Genomic DNA, 15,344 nt, shown 5'->3' with positions numbered 1-15,344 from the left:
GGTGGGCTTCGACCGCGAGGCCTTCACCGCCATCGCCGGCACGCTGAACCCGGAGGAGGTCGCCGCCCAGGAAGCCGCCGGTGCCCACCCGGGCGAACTGTTCCGCGCGCTGCTCGACACCGGGCTGGCCGAACTCGTCATCGCCGGTGTGCCGGGGTCCGGCGACCGCTGGGCCTTCTGCTCGGCGATCTCCGACCTCGCGCAGCGCTGGGTCGGCTTGGCGGAATCCATTCACTACCAGGTGCTGTCGATCTGCGCCTTCGCCGAATCGGGCTCGCCCGACCAGCATTCGCGCTATCTCGAGGCCATGTGCCGCGGCCGGCTGATCGCCTCGAACTGCTTCAACGAGGCGGGCGCGGGTTCGGATCTGGCGGCGATGCGGACCTCGGCGCGGCGCACCGGCGACGGTGACTACGTCCTCGACGGCACCAAACAGTGGATCGGCCACGCCCAGATCGCCGACCTGCTGTTCGTCTACGCCAAGACCGCCGATCGCGGACTGCGCGGGATCACCTGCTTTCTCGTGGACGCGCATGCGCCGGGCATCACGGTCACGCACCGCCCGAAAACGACCGGCGCCGGCAGTCTCCCGTCCGGGGATATCCGGTTCGATTCGGTCACGTTGCCGGACGACAGTGTGGTGGGCCGGGTGAACCGCGGCATGCTCGCCGGCGAGAGCCTGTTCACCCAGGGCCGGTTGGGGGTGGCCTCCTGTGCGCTCGGCCTGGCCCGCGCCGCGGTGGGCAGGGCCGGCGCCTACGCGGCCGAACACCACCAGTTCGGCAGTCCGATCATCGATTTCCAGGGTGTCGCGTTCCCGCTCGCCGAGATCAGCACCGATATCGCGGCGAGCGCGGCGCTGCTGCGGGCGGCCTGCGCCGCGGTCGAAGATCAGCGTCCGGACGCGCAAGTGCTTGCCGCCCAGGCGAAACTGCACGCGACCCGCACGGCCCGGCGGGCCACCGATACCGCCATCGGAACTCTCGGCTCGCGAGCCTTCGACGCGGCCGAACCCGTCCTGCGGTGGGCCTCCGAAGCGCATCTGCTGGAAGTGGTTCAGGGCACGCCGCAAATCCAGAAGATCGCCATCGCGGCGCAATTACGTTAGGAGCCAACGGTGCTGCCCACCTCTTTCGGATGTTTCACCCTGCCCTTCCATCCGCCCCGGCAGGACCCCTTCCACTCGCTCGGCGACGATATCGACCTGGTGTTGCTGGCGGAGGATCTCGGTTTCGACGAGATCTGGATCGGCGAACACCACGCCGGCGGGTGGGGCACCCTGACGGCGCCCGACCTGCTGATCGCGGCGCTCGCCCGGGAAACCCGCACCATCCGGCTGGGCACCGGGGTGGTGCCGCTGCCGTACCACCATCCCGTGCACGTGGCCGAACGAATCCTGTTGCTGGACAATCTCACTCGCGGTCGGGCGCTGCTCGGCTGTGGTCCGGGAGCCTTCGTGCAGGACATGGAGATGATCGGCGTGGACCCGGCGCAGGTGCGCCCGCACTTCGCGGCGGCCCTGGAGACGGTGACGGCGCTGGTGCGCGGCGAGACGGTCGACGTGCACACACCGTGGTTCACCGCCCGGGAGGCCCAGTTGCAGCTGCGCCCGTATCGCGATCCCGTCGAGGTCGTCGTGGCGAGTTCGCTCGGCGACCCCGCGATCGAGCAGCTGGCCGGCACCGGCACACACCCGCTGGTGAATCTGACGCCACCGTGGGGTGCGCTGCGGGCCGGCATGGTCGGCGATCCGATCGGTCAGCTGGCACAGCGGCTGGCGGTGCTGCGCGAGCACGCGGCGGGGCCGATCCGCCTGAATGTCTTCGTGCACGTGAGTGACTCGCGGGAAAGCGGTATCGATGAGATCTTCGAGGGCTGGATGCGGCAGCGTCTCGAGCTGTACCGGGGCACGCTGGGCATGCCGGTGCCCGGCTCGGAGAGCGCGGGCCGGTCCGCACTCGAGGCGTTGATCGACGCCGGGGCCTTCATCGTCGGGCCGCCGCAGAGCTGCGTCGAGCGGATCACCGAATTGTCCACGCGGCTGGGCGGTCTCGACACCCTGATCCTGTTCGTGCCGGGGTGGGTGCCGAACCCGCTGCTGGAACGCAGTCTGCGCGCCTTCGCTCGCGAGGTGGCCCCGGCGCTGCGCGGCTGGCACGCGGGAGTCGAAAAGTCTCTGGCGGCCGCCACCGCCGGGTCCGCTCGGCGCGCCGAAGTGCGGGCCGCCATGGCGAACGCGCCCGTCAGCGTCTGATCCGGCGGCATCCGATCGGGCAGCACCGCGGCGGCGGTCAGGCTCCTCCGGGCAGGCGGGAGGGGCCGCCACCGCCGTCGCGGCCGATCGCCTGCAGTACGCGCCAGCCGTCGCCGACCTCGCCGAGGCAATAGTCGCGCGGGAGTTCCACGCGGTCGAGAAGGACGGTGTCCACGCCGGCCCGAGGGGTGGCCCGGGCCTTGGCGACGGCCACGCCGGGTGCGGTCATATCGCAGATGAAACAGGTGAGGCCGTCGTATCCGGTCGCGGCCGGATCGGTGCGTGCCAGCAGCAGACCCCAGCGGGGTGCGTGTCTGCGGACGCCGAGCAGTTTGGTGCCGATGACCGACCAGTATCCGCCCATCCAGCAGGCTCTGGTCTGGACATCGGCCAACTCGGGGCCGGAGGTGAATTCGTCCAGTAGCTCACACCATTCGGCCCCCTGTGCCAGTGGCCGGGGCCAACCGGCCGCGCGCTCGTGCGCGAGATAGCGTCTGATCCGGTCTCCGGCATCACCGGTTCCGGCGGTACGGCGACGAATGCGGAACGCGGTGAGTTCATGGTGGTCTGCCGACGCGGTGGGCATCGTTCCCTCCTTCGAATCACAGCCATTCTCGAAGCCCCCGGTCGTGCCCCGCTCGTCGCTTGTGAACGAACCGGGGTCCGGTCCGCTGGACGAACTATCCAGCACCGCCGGTAACGAAGACCGCATGCCCCGGTCTCTAGGCTGAAGGCAGTTGTCGGACGAACGGTGGAACCGGACAGGAGAACGGTGGGTGGCGGCAGTACGCGGTGAGGGCTCGCCGGGCAGGTCCCGCAGGCAGCGATCCCAGCTCTCGGACCAGGTCGCTCACGAACTCCGGGCCCGGATCATGGCGGGCACGCTGCGCCCGGGGGACGCGATCCACCTGGAGGACACCGCTGCCGAACTCGACGTCAGCATCACACCGTTGCGCGACGCGCTGCTGACGCTGCGCGGCGAGGGTTTCGTCGAACCGGGCGCGCGCCGCGGCTTCGTCGTCAGCGAGCTCAGCCGCGACGACGTCATGGATGTGTTCTGGCTACAGCGGCAGATCGCGAACGAACTGGCCCGCCGCGCGGCGCGCCGGCTCACTCCGGAGGCGTCGCAACGGCTCGACGACCGCATCGGCTCGCTGCGCGCGGCGGTCGCCGGAGGTGATGCCGAGGCGATCTCCGATGCCGAGTTCGCCTTCCACCGCGAACTCAACCGCCTGGCGCGCGCGCCGAAACTGGCGTCGTTCCAATTGAAGATGGGATGGTACGCACCGCATCGCCTGTACTCGGCCGATCGTTCCTGGGGTGAGTTCGCCGTCGCCAGTCACGAGCGGCTGGTCGCCGCGATACGGCGCGCCGATATGGACGAAATCGACGCCGAGACGCGGGTGCTGTTCGCCGACGCCGCTCAGCGCCTGCTCGCTCATCTGGATCGGGTCGGGATGTGGGAGGAAACCGCCGACGAGTCCGCTGCCGAGTCCGGTGCCGACCGCTCGGCGATGCGATCGTAGAGTTGCGCGGCCGTGAACCAGCCCGCGGGCAGCCGCACCAACTCCCCGGCCAGCCGCAACGCCCCCAGTGCCGCCGCCCGGATGTCGCGCACGGAATGGTTGAGCTCCAACGTTTCCGGGCCCGCGGTGAAGACGACGTGATGGTCGCTGACCGCCGGTCCGTACCGCACGGAGGTGATGTCGGCGTGGCCGCCCATCGTCTCCCGGAGCAGGCGTGCGGTTCCGGACGGGGCATCGCGTTTGGTGGTGGGATGGCGATCGACGATCATCGTCTCCACATCGTCGGTGATCGCCCCCGCCAGCTGCGCCGCCAGCGCCGCGGTACGCACCTGAATCCAGTGCAGCGGACTGAGATTCGTGGCCACGGCGACGGGTATCTCGGCGCTCAGTTCGCGCAGCAGGCGCAGCCGCTCCCCGCCGGGATCGGAGACGCAGTACAGCAGGGCAGAGCCGGTGCGCCGGCACAGATCTGCCGTATCGTCCAGTGCCGCAGGGTGACTCGCGTCCACGACGACATCCGGACGCTCGGTGCCGATCCGCCGGCCGCCGGACCACACCTCGGCCACGATCGGCAGCCCGCGCCGCGCGCATTCGCGGGCGACAGCACTACCGAGCCGGCCGGTGGACCCGACGATGGCGACCGTGTTCACATCCATGGGCGGCGACGCTACGACCGCGGCGTGGGCGGCGCCATGGCGGAGTCGGCCGATCCGCGCACCGCGTTCTTGGACCGAACATCCAGTGCCACAGGCGTTTCCGTGAGTTGCCGATTATCCAGGGCTGGTGTCGCGGGTGGATTCGTCGATGCCCAGCGATGCCGCGCACCGCAACGCGACCTCGAGCTCCAGACGCCGCGCCTCGATGGGATGGCCGAGCAGGTGTTCGATGCGTTCGAGGCGGTATCGGACGGTGTTGCGGTGTATCCCCAGCTCGCGGGCGGTAGATTCCACACTGCACATGCGCTCCAGATAGCAACCCAGGGTCTCGCGAAGGCGTGCCAGCGCCGCCCCTGGCCCCGACAGGGCGCTGAGTTCGCGCTCGACGAAGGCACGCATCGCCTCGTCGTCCTGACTGACCAGGTAGTCGAGCTCGACCGAGTCGTAGAGCACCACCCGGCCGGTGCGCCGCCGCATACGCTGAATACGTTGCGCCGCCAGCGATTCCAGGTGACTGCGGCGGAACCCGGCCAGTCCGGGCGCGGGAAGGCCGAAGGCGAGGCGCATCGAACCGGCCGCGGCCAGACCGGACAGCTCCGGGGTGGCGCACCGGTTGGTGCGGGCCCAGGCCCACACGGTGCGGCTTCCGCCCGCCAAGGCGAAACTGCCGCGCGCGTCGAGCTGTGCCGCGATGCGCTGGGCGGCCCGTTCGAGGTCGGCGAGGCTGCCGGGCGCGTCGTCGTCGAGCCACAACAGATAGGCCAGGTGGACGTCGTCGAGGCAATATCCGAGCCGCAGTTCGGCCACCGCGGGATCGATGACCGACCCGGACACGATCGCGCGCACCGTCTCGCGGCGGCGGGCGAACCGGCCGGACTGGTCGGGGGCGTGCTGGGTGGCGAAGGTCGGGCTGAGCTGTTCGACGCAGGTGCCGGCCCAGTCGGTGACGCATCCGGCCGCGTGCCGGACCAGCTCACGGGTGGCGTCGGCGTCGAGGGAGGCCAGGCTGATCTGATCGGTCAGGACCCGGATCATCGCCTGCTGTCCGGAACGGTAGATGCGCAGCAGGACCCGCAGGTCCATGCCGTTGTGCGCGATCGATTCCGCGAGCACGTACGCCTCGTCCGGAAGTTCGGTGGGGGTGGCGCCCGTCGCGAGATTGGGCAGCATGATCCGGCCCAGGGCCAGTGTGCTCGCGTGCAGATTGGCGCGCAGCGCGGGCGTATCCATCTCCGGCACGTCCCGCAGAATGTGGCCGTCGGTATAGGCGACGATCGACTCGAGTTGCTTGTTGTCGAGTAGGTCCGGGATCAGGCTGTCCAGCCATGCGCGGGCCTCGGGTCCGATCGTCGCACCGGTCATCACACCCCCATCGGCGAGTCGTGTCGATGCGAACCGACTCGCAGCAGCCATTGCCGAAAGGAGTGTGCGGGACTCGCTTTCGAATGTCAGGCAGCTTACCAAGCTGCGACTCCCGTGTGAAGGCATGTGCCTTCAGTCCAAGATCGGCGCCCGGAATTGGGCCGATTCATCCAAGCCGATATCCGCGCATCCGTGCCAGGCTCGCCCGAACGGCACGGCTACGAGGACCGAGCCGATTGCCCGCGATATGGCGCACAGGAGCAGACGTGTCGAAGATCGAAGCCACGCCCGGGGTCGACGGTGTGAACGGAAAGGCGCCGGCGACACCCGCGACCGAAATCGAAGTGCGGAATCCGGCATCCGGTGAGCTGGTGGGAACGGTGGCGATCGCATCGGCCGAGGATGTGGCCGAGGCGACCCGGGCGCTGCGCCGAGCCCAGCCGGCCTGGGAGGCCATCGGTCCGAGCGGCCGGAAGAAGTGGCTGCTGAAGCTGCAGGACTGGGTGATCGACAACGCCGAGGAACTGGCCGACGCCATCCAGTCCGAAACAGGTAAGCCGCGCATCGATGCCCGGATCGAAATCGCCTTCACCGTCGACCAACTCGGTTACTGGGCGCGCAACGCCGCGAAATTCCTCGCCGACCAGTCCGCGTCCCCGCATACGCCGCTGATGCGGGTGAAGCAGCTGACCACGGTGTACCAGCCGTATCAGGTCGTCGGTGTGATCACGCCGTGGAACTTCCCGCTCGGAATGGGCATCGCGGACGTCGTGCCCGCCCTGGCGGCCGGCGCCGCGGTCCTGCACAAGCCCTCGGAGGTCACGCCGCTGACGCCGCTGGTGCTGCAGCGCGGCTGGGCCGAGATCGGCGCGCCGGCGGTGCTCGCCGTGGTGTCCGGGGCCGGGGCCACGGGGGCGGCCCTCATCGACAATGTCGACTACGTGCAGTTCACCGGTTCGGTGCCCACGGGCCGCAAGATCGGCGTCGCCTGCGCCGAGCGGATGACACCCTACAGCCTCGAGCTGGGCGGTAAGGATCCGGCGATCGTGCTCGCGGACGCCGACCTGGACCGCGCCGCGTACGGCATCGCCTACGGCGCGCTGGTCAACGGCGGGCAGCTGTGCATCTCGATCGAGCGGGTGTACGTCGAGGCGCCGGTCTACGACGAATTCGTCGGCAAGCTGGTCGCGCACGTCAAGGAGCTGCGTCAGGGCCAGGACGATCGCAGCAACTCCTTCGATCTGGGCCCGCTCGCCACGGCCGCCCAGTTGCAGATCGTGAAGCGGCACGTGGACGAGGCGATCGCGGCCGGAGCGACCGCGCTGACCGGTGGAAAGCCCACCGGCACAGGCACTTTCTTCGAACCGACCGTCCTGGTCGACGTCGACCACTCGATGTCGTGCATCACCGAGGAAACGTTCGGACCCACCATTCCGGTGGTGAAGGTGGCCGACGAGGCCGAAGCCGTTCGGCTGTCGAACGATTCGATCTTCGGGCTGTCGGCGTCGGTGTGGACCGGAAATCGCGCCCGCGGTCAGCGCCTCGCGCGCGCGCTCGACGTCGGTGCGGTGAACATCAACGATTCGGTCATCAATCTGTTCAATCCGACCATCCCGCACGGTGGTTGGGGACAGTCCGGCACCGGCTACCGCTGGGGCGGCGCGAACGGCCTGCGCAAGTACTGCCGCCCGAAGGCGATCACCGCGCCGTCGCTGCCCACCCAGAAGAAGGAAATGCTCTGGTTCCCGTACTCCCCGTCCAAGTTCGGGTTCATGGAGGCGGCGATGCGCGCGATGTCGGCCCGCGGTCGGCGACGCTTCGGCCCACGCTGATCGTTCATCGCTGATCGTTCACCGCGGCCGGGCCGAAATATCGGTCCGGCACCGGCTGTTGTGCAGGGTTGTGAGCAATGGCGAGGTGAAGATCCGGTTCGGGGTGGGTACGGGTTCGGCCGCCGATCCGGACGATCTGGCGGCGCTGGTGGATCGGCTCGAGGCGGCGCGGGTCGATTCGCTGTGGTTCTCCGAACTGGTCTTCGCCCCGGCCGTCGATCCGACGGTGGGGATGGCGTTCGCGCTGGCCCGCACGAGCCGTCTGAAGGTCGGTACCTCGGTCGCGATTCTGCCCGGGCGCCATCCCGTGCTCGTCGCCAAGCAGCTGGCGTCCCTGGCCGCCCTGGCTCCGAAGCGGGTACTGCCGGTGTTCGGGTTACAGCCTGCGGGGCCCGGGGAGAAGGAACTGTTCCCGGTGCCGGGGCCGCGCGGCGCCGTCTTCGACGAATCGCTGCGCCTGCTGCGAGCGGTGCTGCGCGCCGACGATGTCGATTTCGACGGTGACTATTTCACCGTTCGCGCAGCGACGGTCGGAAAGCGGCCGGTCCGCCCGCTCGACATCTGGCTCGGTGGTCGCGCGGCGGGCGCCTTCCGCCGCATCGGCCGATACGGCGACGGCTGGCTGGGCAGTTTCGTGACCCCGGCCGAGGCGGCGGCCGCGGTCACGGCGATCAACGCGGCGGCGGGCGCGGCGGGCCGGGAGATCGAAGCCGACCACTTCGGCATCACGCTGTTGCTCGCGGAGAACGGCATCCCGGCCGGACTGGCGGCACGGATCGGCGCGCAGCGATCGGGTGCCGATCCGGGCGATGTGATCGCCGGGAGCTGGGCGGACCTGCACCGGCTCGTGGACGGGTATCTCGCGGCCGGACTGAGCAAATTCGTGGTGGTGCCGGCCGACGGCACGATATCGGCGAAATTCGTGGACCGGTTCGTCACCGAACTGCTGCCGCGTCAGAACTGACGACGACGCACCGAGGCGCGTCACTGCCGAGTGCGTGGCACGCCTGTGGACCAGAGCGCCCATGCGACCAGAACGGGCTGGAACAGCAGTCGCGCGAATCGGCGGTTGTCGGTGTTCAAGCCGAAACCGTCGCGCTTGTTGACGAATTGGGCGATGTTTCCGGGAAATACGGCCACGAAGAAGGCAGCCGCGATTCTGCCGAGTAGTACGCGGTCCCGGCGCAGCACAGCGAGCCCGGCACCGAGCATGATCTCGACGCCACCGGATGCCATGACGACGCCGTCCTCGTCCAGCGGAACGGATTTCGGCACCTGTGCGCGGAATGTCTCCCGCCCCCAGAACATATGGCTGAGGCCCGCGAAGATCAGACCACCCGCCAATGCGAGCCGCGCGGCGGTACGCGCGGGCGTCGTCGGTGGGGGCGGGGGAAGTTCGTCTCTCGGCACGGTCGGCTCCTCGTCGGGGACAGGGGATACATGGTGTGCTGCGGGGACCGGTGGCGTCACGGCACGTCGATGACGAGCTTGCCGGCGTTGTGCCCCTCGTCCAGCTGTTCGTGGATCGCGACTATGTCGTCGAGCGGCATGATCTTCGCGATGCGCGGGTGGACGAGGCCGCGCTCGAACAGCGGCGTCATCTCGGTGAGCCGACGGCGTTCGCGGCTGAGGAAGATGCCGTAGAGGGTCTGGTTGCGCTGGTAGAGATCGTCGAGCCGGCCCTCCGGGCCCAGAATGGTGGCGATGCGTCCGCCGTCGCGGGTGGCGGCGCAACTGCGGCCGACATTCTCACCGCCCACGGTGTCGAGTACCGCGTCGACGCCGGCGCCGGCGGTGTGCGCGCGGGCGACCTCGACGAAGTCCTCGCTCTTGTAGTCGATCGGGGTCGCGCCGAGATCCCGCAGCAGCCCCTGATGATCGGCTCCCGCGGTGGCCAGCACGGTGGCGCCGGCCGCGCGGGCGAACTGCACCGCGAAGGTGCCGACCCCGCCGGATCCGCCGTGTACCAGAACCGTCTGTCCCGGGCGCACGGCGAGCCGGCGCACGATCGCCTCCCACGCGGTTCCGCCGGCCAGCGGAATCGCGGCGGCCTCCGCGAACGACAGAGTCGTGGGTTTGGGCGCCACGATCGCGGCGGCCGCCACGTGGTACTGGGCATAGGCGCCGCCGCCCGCGGCCAGTTCCGACGTGTAGTACACGGCGTCGCCGACCGCCACGTCGGTGACGCCGTCGCCGACCTGTTCCACCTCCCCGGCGACATCGCTGCCGATCACGGCCGGCAGCGCCAGATTCGGATTCGCCAGTCCGCGGCGGATGATTCCGTCCACCGGGTTCGCGCTCGACGCCCGGACTCGCACCAGCACCTCTCCCGGTCCCGGACGCGGCGTGTCGACGTCCTGAACGGCCAGCGCGTCCGGACCACCGAATTCCCGCAGCACCGCTGCACGCATGTGCATCTCCTCCTTCGAACGGTCAGCCCGCGACACCGGCGGCTGCGGTCTTGCGGGGCAGGGAGCGAATCAGTTTGCGATTGGCGAATCCGAACATGCCGAGTTCGGACAGTTCGCGGCCGAAACCGGACTGCTTCACGCCGCCGAAGGGCAGATCGGCCTGCGAGGAGGTCGGATGGTTGATCCACACCATGCCGCTGTCGATCTGCTCGGCCACCGCTCGCGCGCGGTCCGGGTCACTGCTGTACACGGTGGCTCCGAGACCGAACTTGGAGGTGTTCGCCAGATCGATCGCCTCGCGTTCGTCGCCGACGCGGTACACCACCGCGACCGGGCCGAACAGCTCCTCGGCGTAGGCGCGCATATCGGGGGTGACATCGGTCAGCACCGTCGCGTCGACGAAGGCGTCGCGCCGCCCCGGCGCGGGCACGTCCGGCCGGCCGCCGCCGGTGACCACCGTGGCACCCTTCTCGCGCGCATCCTGGACCTGTTCCAGCAGGTCCTCGGCGGCCTTCGTCGAGGACAGCGGGCCGAGTGTAGTTTCCGGATCCGACGGATCGCCGGGGCGCAATGCGCCGAACCGCTCGGCCAGACCGGCCACGAAGCGGTCGCACAATTCGTCCGGAACGATGAAACGCTTTGCGGCGACACAACTCTGGCCGGTGTTCGCCATTCGGCCGGTGGTCGCCGCATCGAGCGTGTCGTCCAGATCGTCGGCGTCGAGCACGATGAACGGGTCACTGCCGCCGAGTTCGAGCACGCATTTCTTGATGTGCCGCCCGGCGATCTCGGCCACCGACGCACCGGCGGCGTCGCTGCCGGTGAGGGATACCCCCTGGACAGCGGGGTGGGCGAGCACGTGCTCGACATCCGAGATCCGCAGGAAGATGTTGGTGTAGACCCCTTCGGGTGTGCCGGCCTCGGTGAAGATCTTCTGCAGTTCGATCGCGGTGAGCGCGCAGATCTTCGCGTGTTTGAGCAGAATCGTGTTGCCCAGCACCAGATTCGGCGCCGCGAACCGCACCACCTGATAGAGCGGGAAGTTCCACGGCTCGATGCCGAGCAGCACCCCCAGCGGTGCGTTGACGATCTGGGCTTCGCCCTCTTCGACCGGCAGTGCGGTGGGCTCCAGGATGCGCGGTCCGTTCTCGCCGTAGTACTGCAGGATGCTCGCGGCGAGGTCGACTTCGAATTCGCTCTCGGAAATGCGTTTGCCCATCTCGCGGGTGATCAGCCGGGCGAGGTCGTCCTTGCGTTCGCGCATCAGATCGGCGGCGGTGGACACCACCCGCGCACGCTGCTCGATCGGTGTCGCGCGCCACGAGCGGTAGGCGTCGTCCGCGCGTTCGAGCAGGGCATCGAGTTGATCGATCGCCAGATAAGGCAGTTCGGCGAGAGTTTCGCCGGTATAGGCGTCGATCGTCTCGAACGGTTCGGCGTCGGGACCCGAGGCGCTCATCGGCTGGACGTTGGTCGATGTCATCGGTCACCACTCCTCGTACGACGGAATCCGACCCGGTCGGTGTCGGTCGTTGTCAAGGGGTGGCTACCCGCCCACGGCGCGCGAAACATCGGCGGGGATGCGGGGCTGCGGCGGCCCACCGGTCGGGGTGGGCCGCCACGTCCTCAGGAGACCTTGACGTTGGCCTCGGTCTTGAACTCCTCACCCGCGATGATCTGCGAGACGAAGCCGTCCGGGCCCACCGGGCGGTCGCCTACCACGGTCACCCGGTGCAGGGTCCGGGTCACGTCGAGGTGGCCGAGGTCCTGGGGGCCGAGGTGGGCGGTCGAACGATTATCCCAGACGGCGACGCTGTGGGCGTCCCAGCGGAACCGGACCGTGTATCGGGGGCTGCTGAGGTGGCCGAAGAACAACTCGAGGATCTTGGCGCTCTCGACGGGAGAGACTCCGGCGATGTGGTCGGTGAAGCCGGGGTTGACGAACAGCGCCCGCTCACCCGTTTCGGGATGCACGCGCACCACCGGATGTTCCGAGATCAGCAGATTGTCGTTGATCCGGCGCGCGTAAGCCTCGTTGTCGTCGAACTTGCGGCCCGCCGAGAACCGGTGCACCGCGGTGAGTCCGTCGGCGAACGCCCGCAGCGGCGCGGACAGACCCTCGTATGCCGCAACGAGATTCGTCCAGGTGGTGTCGCCGCCGAATTCCGGAACCACCTCCGAGCGGAGGATGGAGATGGCCGGCGGGTTCACCGAGGCCGTCACATCGGTGTGCCAGCCGCTGTAGTAGCTGTACTGGCGTTCCTGAGCGTCCGGCCGTGCCGAGCCGTAGCGCCGCTCGTAGACCTGAGGGTCGATGGTCAGGATCTGCGGGGCATCGCTGGGCGGCGCGTCCTCGTGCGGGTGCGCGTGAGTGAGTTCGCCGAAGCGGCGGCCGAACTCGATCTGCTCGGCGTGGCCGAGGTGCTGGTCGCGGAAGAACAGCACCTTGTATTTCAGCAGCTTGCGGCGCAGCCGCGCGACGGTCTCGTCGTCGAGGGGCTTGCTCAGATCCAGTCCACCGATTTCCGCACCGATATGCCCGGCCACCCGATGCACGGTGAAGGCGCCGTCATTACCTTCGGTCGTTTCGTTTTTTTCGACAGCCAATGTCATTTCACTACACTCCATCGGATTCGAATGCACCGGCCGAGAGTCGCCATTGGTGCGGGAGATACCGTGGGGCGCAATATTTTCCGATCCCCACGACGGTTCCGATGGTAAATTCCGCACCCCGAGTGCCGCACTTGTTGCCGTCGCTGTGATTTCAAATATCCGCAAAATTTATTTTTCCGGGCAAAGAAATTCCGATCGGTTCTACAATGGCATCCCGGCGCGCGCACGGCCGATTTGCCCGAGTTCGGATCACGCTGATGCGGAACGGTGCCGAACGCCACCCGGTCTCGTAGGGTCGGCCGCAGATGTACGGGGACCAGACGGGACCGAGGCCTATGAGACCGGCGAGAGGGTGGCCGACGGCCGCGGGCGCGGTGCTTCGCGCGATCTTGGAATTGGGCGGCGCATCGCGGTCGGTGGTCGCCGCCCACGCGGGGCTGTCCCCGGCGACGGTGACGAGCCAGACCCGGGCCTTGCTCGAAGCGGGTCTGCTGCGCGAAGCACCACCTGTGGACCGCTCGCAGCGAGTGGGCCGGCCGCATTCGCCGCTGGAGCTCGACCGCCGGAACGCGGTGGCGGCCATTCATTTCGCCGCCACCCAGACCCGGGTGGCGGTGGTCGACATCGCCGGCACCATCGTCGCCGGTGCGCTGGTCCCGCATCGCACGCTCGAGGGAGCCGATCTGGTCGCCGACGCGGCCGGCGCGCTCGCCGCGCTGCGCCGCGATCTTCCGGAGGGCATCCGCCTGTCCGGGGTCGGCGTCGCGACCGGCGGCTGGGTCGATCCGGAAGCGGGCGTGGTGCTCTCGCACCCGCTGCTGCGCCTCGAGGACACGCTCGTCCGGGACGTGCTGGTGCAGCTCACCGGCCTGCCGGTGGAACTGGACAGCCACGCCCGCGCGATGGTGCACGCGGAACAACTGTTCGGCGCTCTGGATTTCGACGCCTCCGCCGCCGTGCTGTTCGTCGGCAATGTCATCGATGCGGCCTTCGCGGTCGACGGCCGGGTTCACTATGGCCCCGGTTCGTCGGCCGGCTCGCTGGCCACGCTCGTTCCCTCCGACCTCGGTCCGGGTGGCCCGGGCCCGCTCGACACCTATTCCGACCGTTCGCTCGAAAGGCGCGCGGCCGGTGCGGGGCTTATCGCCGAGCCCACGATTCCGGCGCTGATCGCCGCCGCCGAAACCGATCCGCGGGCCCATGCCCTGTTCGAGGATCGGGCGCGCGGACTGGCCGCGGTGGCCGCCGCGCTGCTCGATGTGCTGAATCCGGAGACGCTGATCATCACCGACCGGGCCTTCACCGGCCTGCCGGCGGTGCGCGCCACGTACTTCGAGGCGATCGCGGCGCGAGCGCAGGTGCGTTCCGCGCGGCACCGCATCATCGGCACGTCGTTTCCCAACCGCTCGCTGGAGACCGCCGCCGCGGCGGTGCTGCTGCATCGCCTCTACGCCGATCCGCTCGCCGTCGCGGCGGACGGGTTCGGCGCACACCGGAGGGAGGAGTCCGGGGCGCGGTTCGAGTCACCGCAGTTCAAGTCTCGGTAATTTTAAGTAGGCCGAATATTGTGGGCCGCAACAGAATTCGCGACGATCGATAGATGAGAAAGCTCATCGAAGCGCGACCGTCTACGCGTAGGATGCGCCTCACCCGCAGGGTCGGCGCGGCGTCGTTCGTGGTGCTGGTCGCCGCCTGTGCCTCGTCGGCGTGCGCGACCTCCGGAGGGTCCGCCGACTTCAGCAAACCGCTACCGACCAGCGTGCCGCCGGGTACCTCGCTGAAGATCTCGGCCACCGATATGAAGGTCGCCCTGACCAGTAGCGGACAGATCGACAAATTGCCCTTCACCGTGCCCGACTGGCCGAATGTCTCCGCCGGTCCGGATGTGATCCAGGCATTCAAGGGCGGCGCGGTGGAGTTGGCCGGCAATGCCGGAATCCCGTCCATCCAGGCCCATGCGCAGGGCCTCGACACCCGCATCGTCGCCGTGCTGTGGCGCAGCACCCCCAACTACGGTCTGGCCACCGCCCCGGGCAGCGATATCCACAGCCCGCAGGACCTGCGCGGTAAGAAGATCGCCTTCTCGCCCGGCCAAGCGCAGGGCGGTGTGGTGTTGCGGACCTTGCAGCAGGCCGGCCTCAGCACCTCCGACGTCACCCTCGTTCAGCTCAACAGCCCGCAATTCCTCACCGCGCTGCAGGGCAAACAGGTCGACGTGGCGCCGCTGGCCGAGCCGTCGCTGACGAAATACCTCGCGAAGTATCGTTCCGAGGGCGCCGGCACGGTGCCGTCCGACGCGGTCGACGCCTTGAGCATTCTCTGGGCGCCGACCTCGGTGCTGGCCGACGACGCGAAACTCGCGGCCGTCACGGAATTCGTCAAATTCTGGGCGCGCGCGAAGGTCTGGGAATGGGAGAACCAGGACCGGTGGATCGCCGACTATTACGTCAAGAATCAGGGCGTGAGCGAGGCCGACGGCCGTCGCATCATGGCCACGACCGAACGGCCGTATTTCCCGGACAACTGGGACAAGTCGATCGACTGGGAACAGCAGACGATCGACTTGATCACCTCCTCGGGTGCCTTCGGGAAATCCTTCGACGCCCATCAGTTGTTCGATCGGCGATTCGAGAAGATCGCCGCCGACGCGGTGGCTCCGCAATATCGCACCAAGGCACAGGGGTGACCCG

14 protein-coding genes are annotated in these 15,344 nt (G+C 68.8%); 7 read left to right on the top strand and 7 right to left on the bottom strand.

Features of this window, described 5'->3' with window-relative positions; all coding sequences use genetic code 11:
• Window position 1: 1 nt before the first annotated feature.
• Both NMI01S_RS25700 and NMI01S_RS25695 read left to right on the top strand, forming a co-directional pair.
• Window positions 2–1,108: an acyl-CoA dehydrogenase family protein gene (locus NMI01S_RS25700; protein ID WP_063001268.1), complete on the top strand. Its 1,107-nt coding sequence runs from the start codon at window positions 2–4 to the stop codon at window positions 1,106–1,108.
• A gap of 9 nt (window positions 1,109–1,117) precedes the next feature.
• Window positions 1,118–2,254, top strand: coding sequence for an LLM class flavin-dependent oxidoreductase (locus NMI01S_RS25695; protein ID WP_063001267.1), 1,137 nt, complete (start codon window positions 1,118–1,120; stop codon window positions 2,252–2,254).
• Between the two features lie 37 nt (window positions 2,255–2,291).
• On the opposite strand, the gene NMI01S_RS25690 is transcribed toward NMI01S_RS25695, so the two are convergent.
• On the bottom strand, window positions 2,292–2,840 hold the full coding sequence (locus tag NMI01S_RS25690; RefSeq protein WP_063001266.1) for an acyl-CoA dehydrogenase family protein: 549 nt from the start codon (window positions 2,838–2,840) through the stop codon (window positions 2,292–2,294).
• 190 nt (window positions 2,841–3,030) lie between these two features.
• Here NMI01S_RS25690 and NMI01S_RS25685 point away from each other — a divergent pair, with 190 nt between their 5' ends.
• Window positions 3,031–3,780, top strand: coding sequence for a GntR family transcriptional regulator (locus tag NMI01S_RS25685; RefSeq protein ID WP_063001265.1), 750 nt, complete (start codon window positions 3,031–3,033; stop codon window positions 3,778–3,780).
• Here the strand turns inward: NMI01S_RS25685 and NMI01S_RS25680 are convergent.
• Window positions 3,693–4,436, bottom strand: coding sequence for a dihydrodipicolinate reductase C-terminal domain-containing protein (locus NMI01S_RS25680; protein WP_063001264.1), 744 nt, complete (start codon window positions 4,434–4,436; stop codon window positions 3,693–3,695). The two genes, NMI01S_RS25685 and NMI01S_RS25680, sit on opposite strands and share 88 nt — an antisense overlap.
• Window positions 4,437–4,550: 114 nt before the next feature.
• The gene (locus NMI01S_RS25675) at window positions 4,551–5,798 is read right to left on the bottom strand and encodes a PucR family transcriptional regulator (protein ID WP_063001263.1); all 1,248 of its coding nucleotides are present in this window, start codon (window positions 5,796–5,798) and stop codon (window positions 4,551–4,553) included.
• Between the two features lie 275 nt (window positions 5,799–6,073).
• Between NMI01S_RS25675 and NMI01S_RS25670 the strand changes: the two genes are divergently transcribed.
• Window positions 6,074–7,630 (top strand): aldehyde dehydrogenase family protein, encoded by a 1,557-nt coding sequence (locus tag NMI01S_RS25670; protein WP_245717025.1) that lies wholly within the window; start codon window positions 6,074–6,076, stop codon window positions 7,628–7,630.
• 85 nt (window positions 7,631–7,715) lie between these two features.
• Window positions 7,716–8,594, top strand: coding sequence for a TIGR03854 family LLM class F420-dependent oxidoreductase (locus NMI01S_RS25665; RefSeq protein ID WP_063001315.1), 879 nt, complete (start codon window positions 7,716–7,718; stop codon window positions 8,592–8,594).
• A 20-nt stretch (window positions 8,595–8,614) separates the two neighbouring features.
• On the opposite strand, the gene NMI01S_RS25660 is transcribed toward NMI01S_RS25665, so the two are convergent.
• From NMI01S_RS25660 to NMI01S_RS25645, 4 genes are all read right to left on the bottom strand, one after another.
• On the bottom strand, window positions 8,615–9,040 hold the full coding sequence (locus tag NMI01S_RS25660; protein WP_157126360.1) for a DoxX family protein: 426 nt from the start codon (window positions 9,038–9,040) through the stop codon (window positions 8,615–8,617).
• A gap of 56 nt (window positions 9,041–9,096) precedes the next feature.
• Window positions 9,097–10,041, bottom strand: coding sequence for a zinc-binding dehydrogenase (locus tag NMI01S_RS25655; protein ID WP_063001261.1), 945 nt, complete (start codon window positions 10,039–10,041; stop codon window positions 9,097–9,099).
• A gap of 22 nt (window positions 10,042–10,063) precedes the next feature.
• The gene (locus tag NMI01S_RS25650) at window positions 10,064–11,524 is read right to left on the bottom strand and encodes an NAD-dependent succinate-semialdehyde dehydrogenase (RefSeq protein WP_157126359.1); all 1,461 of its coding nucleotides are present in this window, start codon (window positions 11,522–11,524) and stop codon (window positions 10,064–10,066) included.
• 143 nt (window positions 11,525–11,667) lie between these two features.
• The gene (locus tag NMI01S_RS25645; RefSeq protein ID WP_063001259.1) at window positions 11,668–12,654 is read right to left on the bottom strand and encodes a TauD/TfdA dioxygenase family protein; all 987 of its coding nucleotides are present in this window, start codon (window positions 12,652–12,654) and stop codon (window positions 11,668–11,670) included.
• Between the two features lie 335 nt (window positions 12,655–12,989).
• Here NMI01S_RS25645 and NMI01S_RS25640 point away from each other — a divergent pair, with 335 nt between their 5' ends.
• Both NMI01S_RS25640 and NMI01S_RS25635 read left to right on the top strand, forming a co-directional pair.
• The gene (locus NMI01S_RS25640) at window positions 12,990–14,201 is read left to right on the top strand and encodes an ROK family transcriptional regulator (protein WP_167669939.1); all 1,212 of its coding nucleotides are present in this window, start codon (window positions 12,990–12,992) and stop codon (window positions 14,199–14,201) included.
• Between the two features lie 92 nt (window positions 14,202–14,293).
• A complete protein-coding gene (locus NMI01S_RS25635) occupies window positions 14,294–15,340 on the top strand; it encodes an ABC transporter substrate-binding protein (protein ID WP_063001257.1) in 1,047 nt (348 codons plus the stop codon).
• The last annotated feature ends 4 nt before the right edge of the window (window positions 15,341–15,344 follow it).

This window comes from Nocardia mikamii NBRC 108933, from assembly GCF_001613505.1.
GTDB classification, from domain to species: Bacteria; Actinomycetota; Actinomycetes; order Mycobacteriales; family Mycobacteriaceae; genus Nocardia; species Nocardia mikamii.
This window is presented reverse-complemented; position numbering and strand designations above follow the sequence as displayed.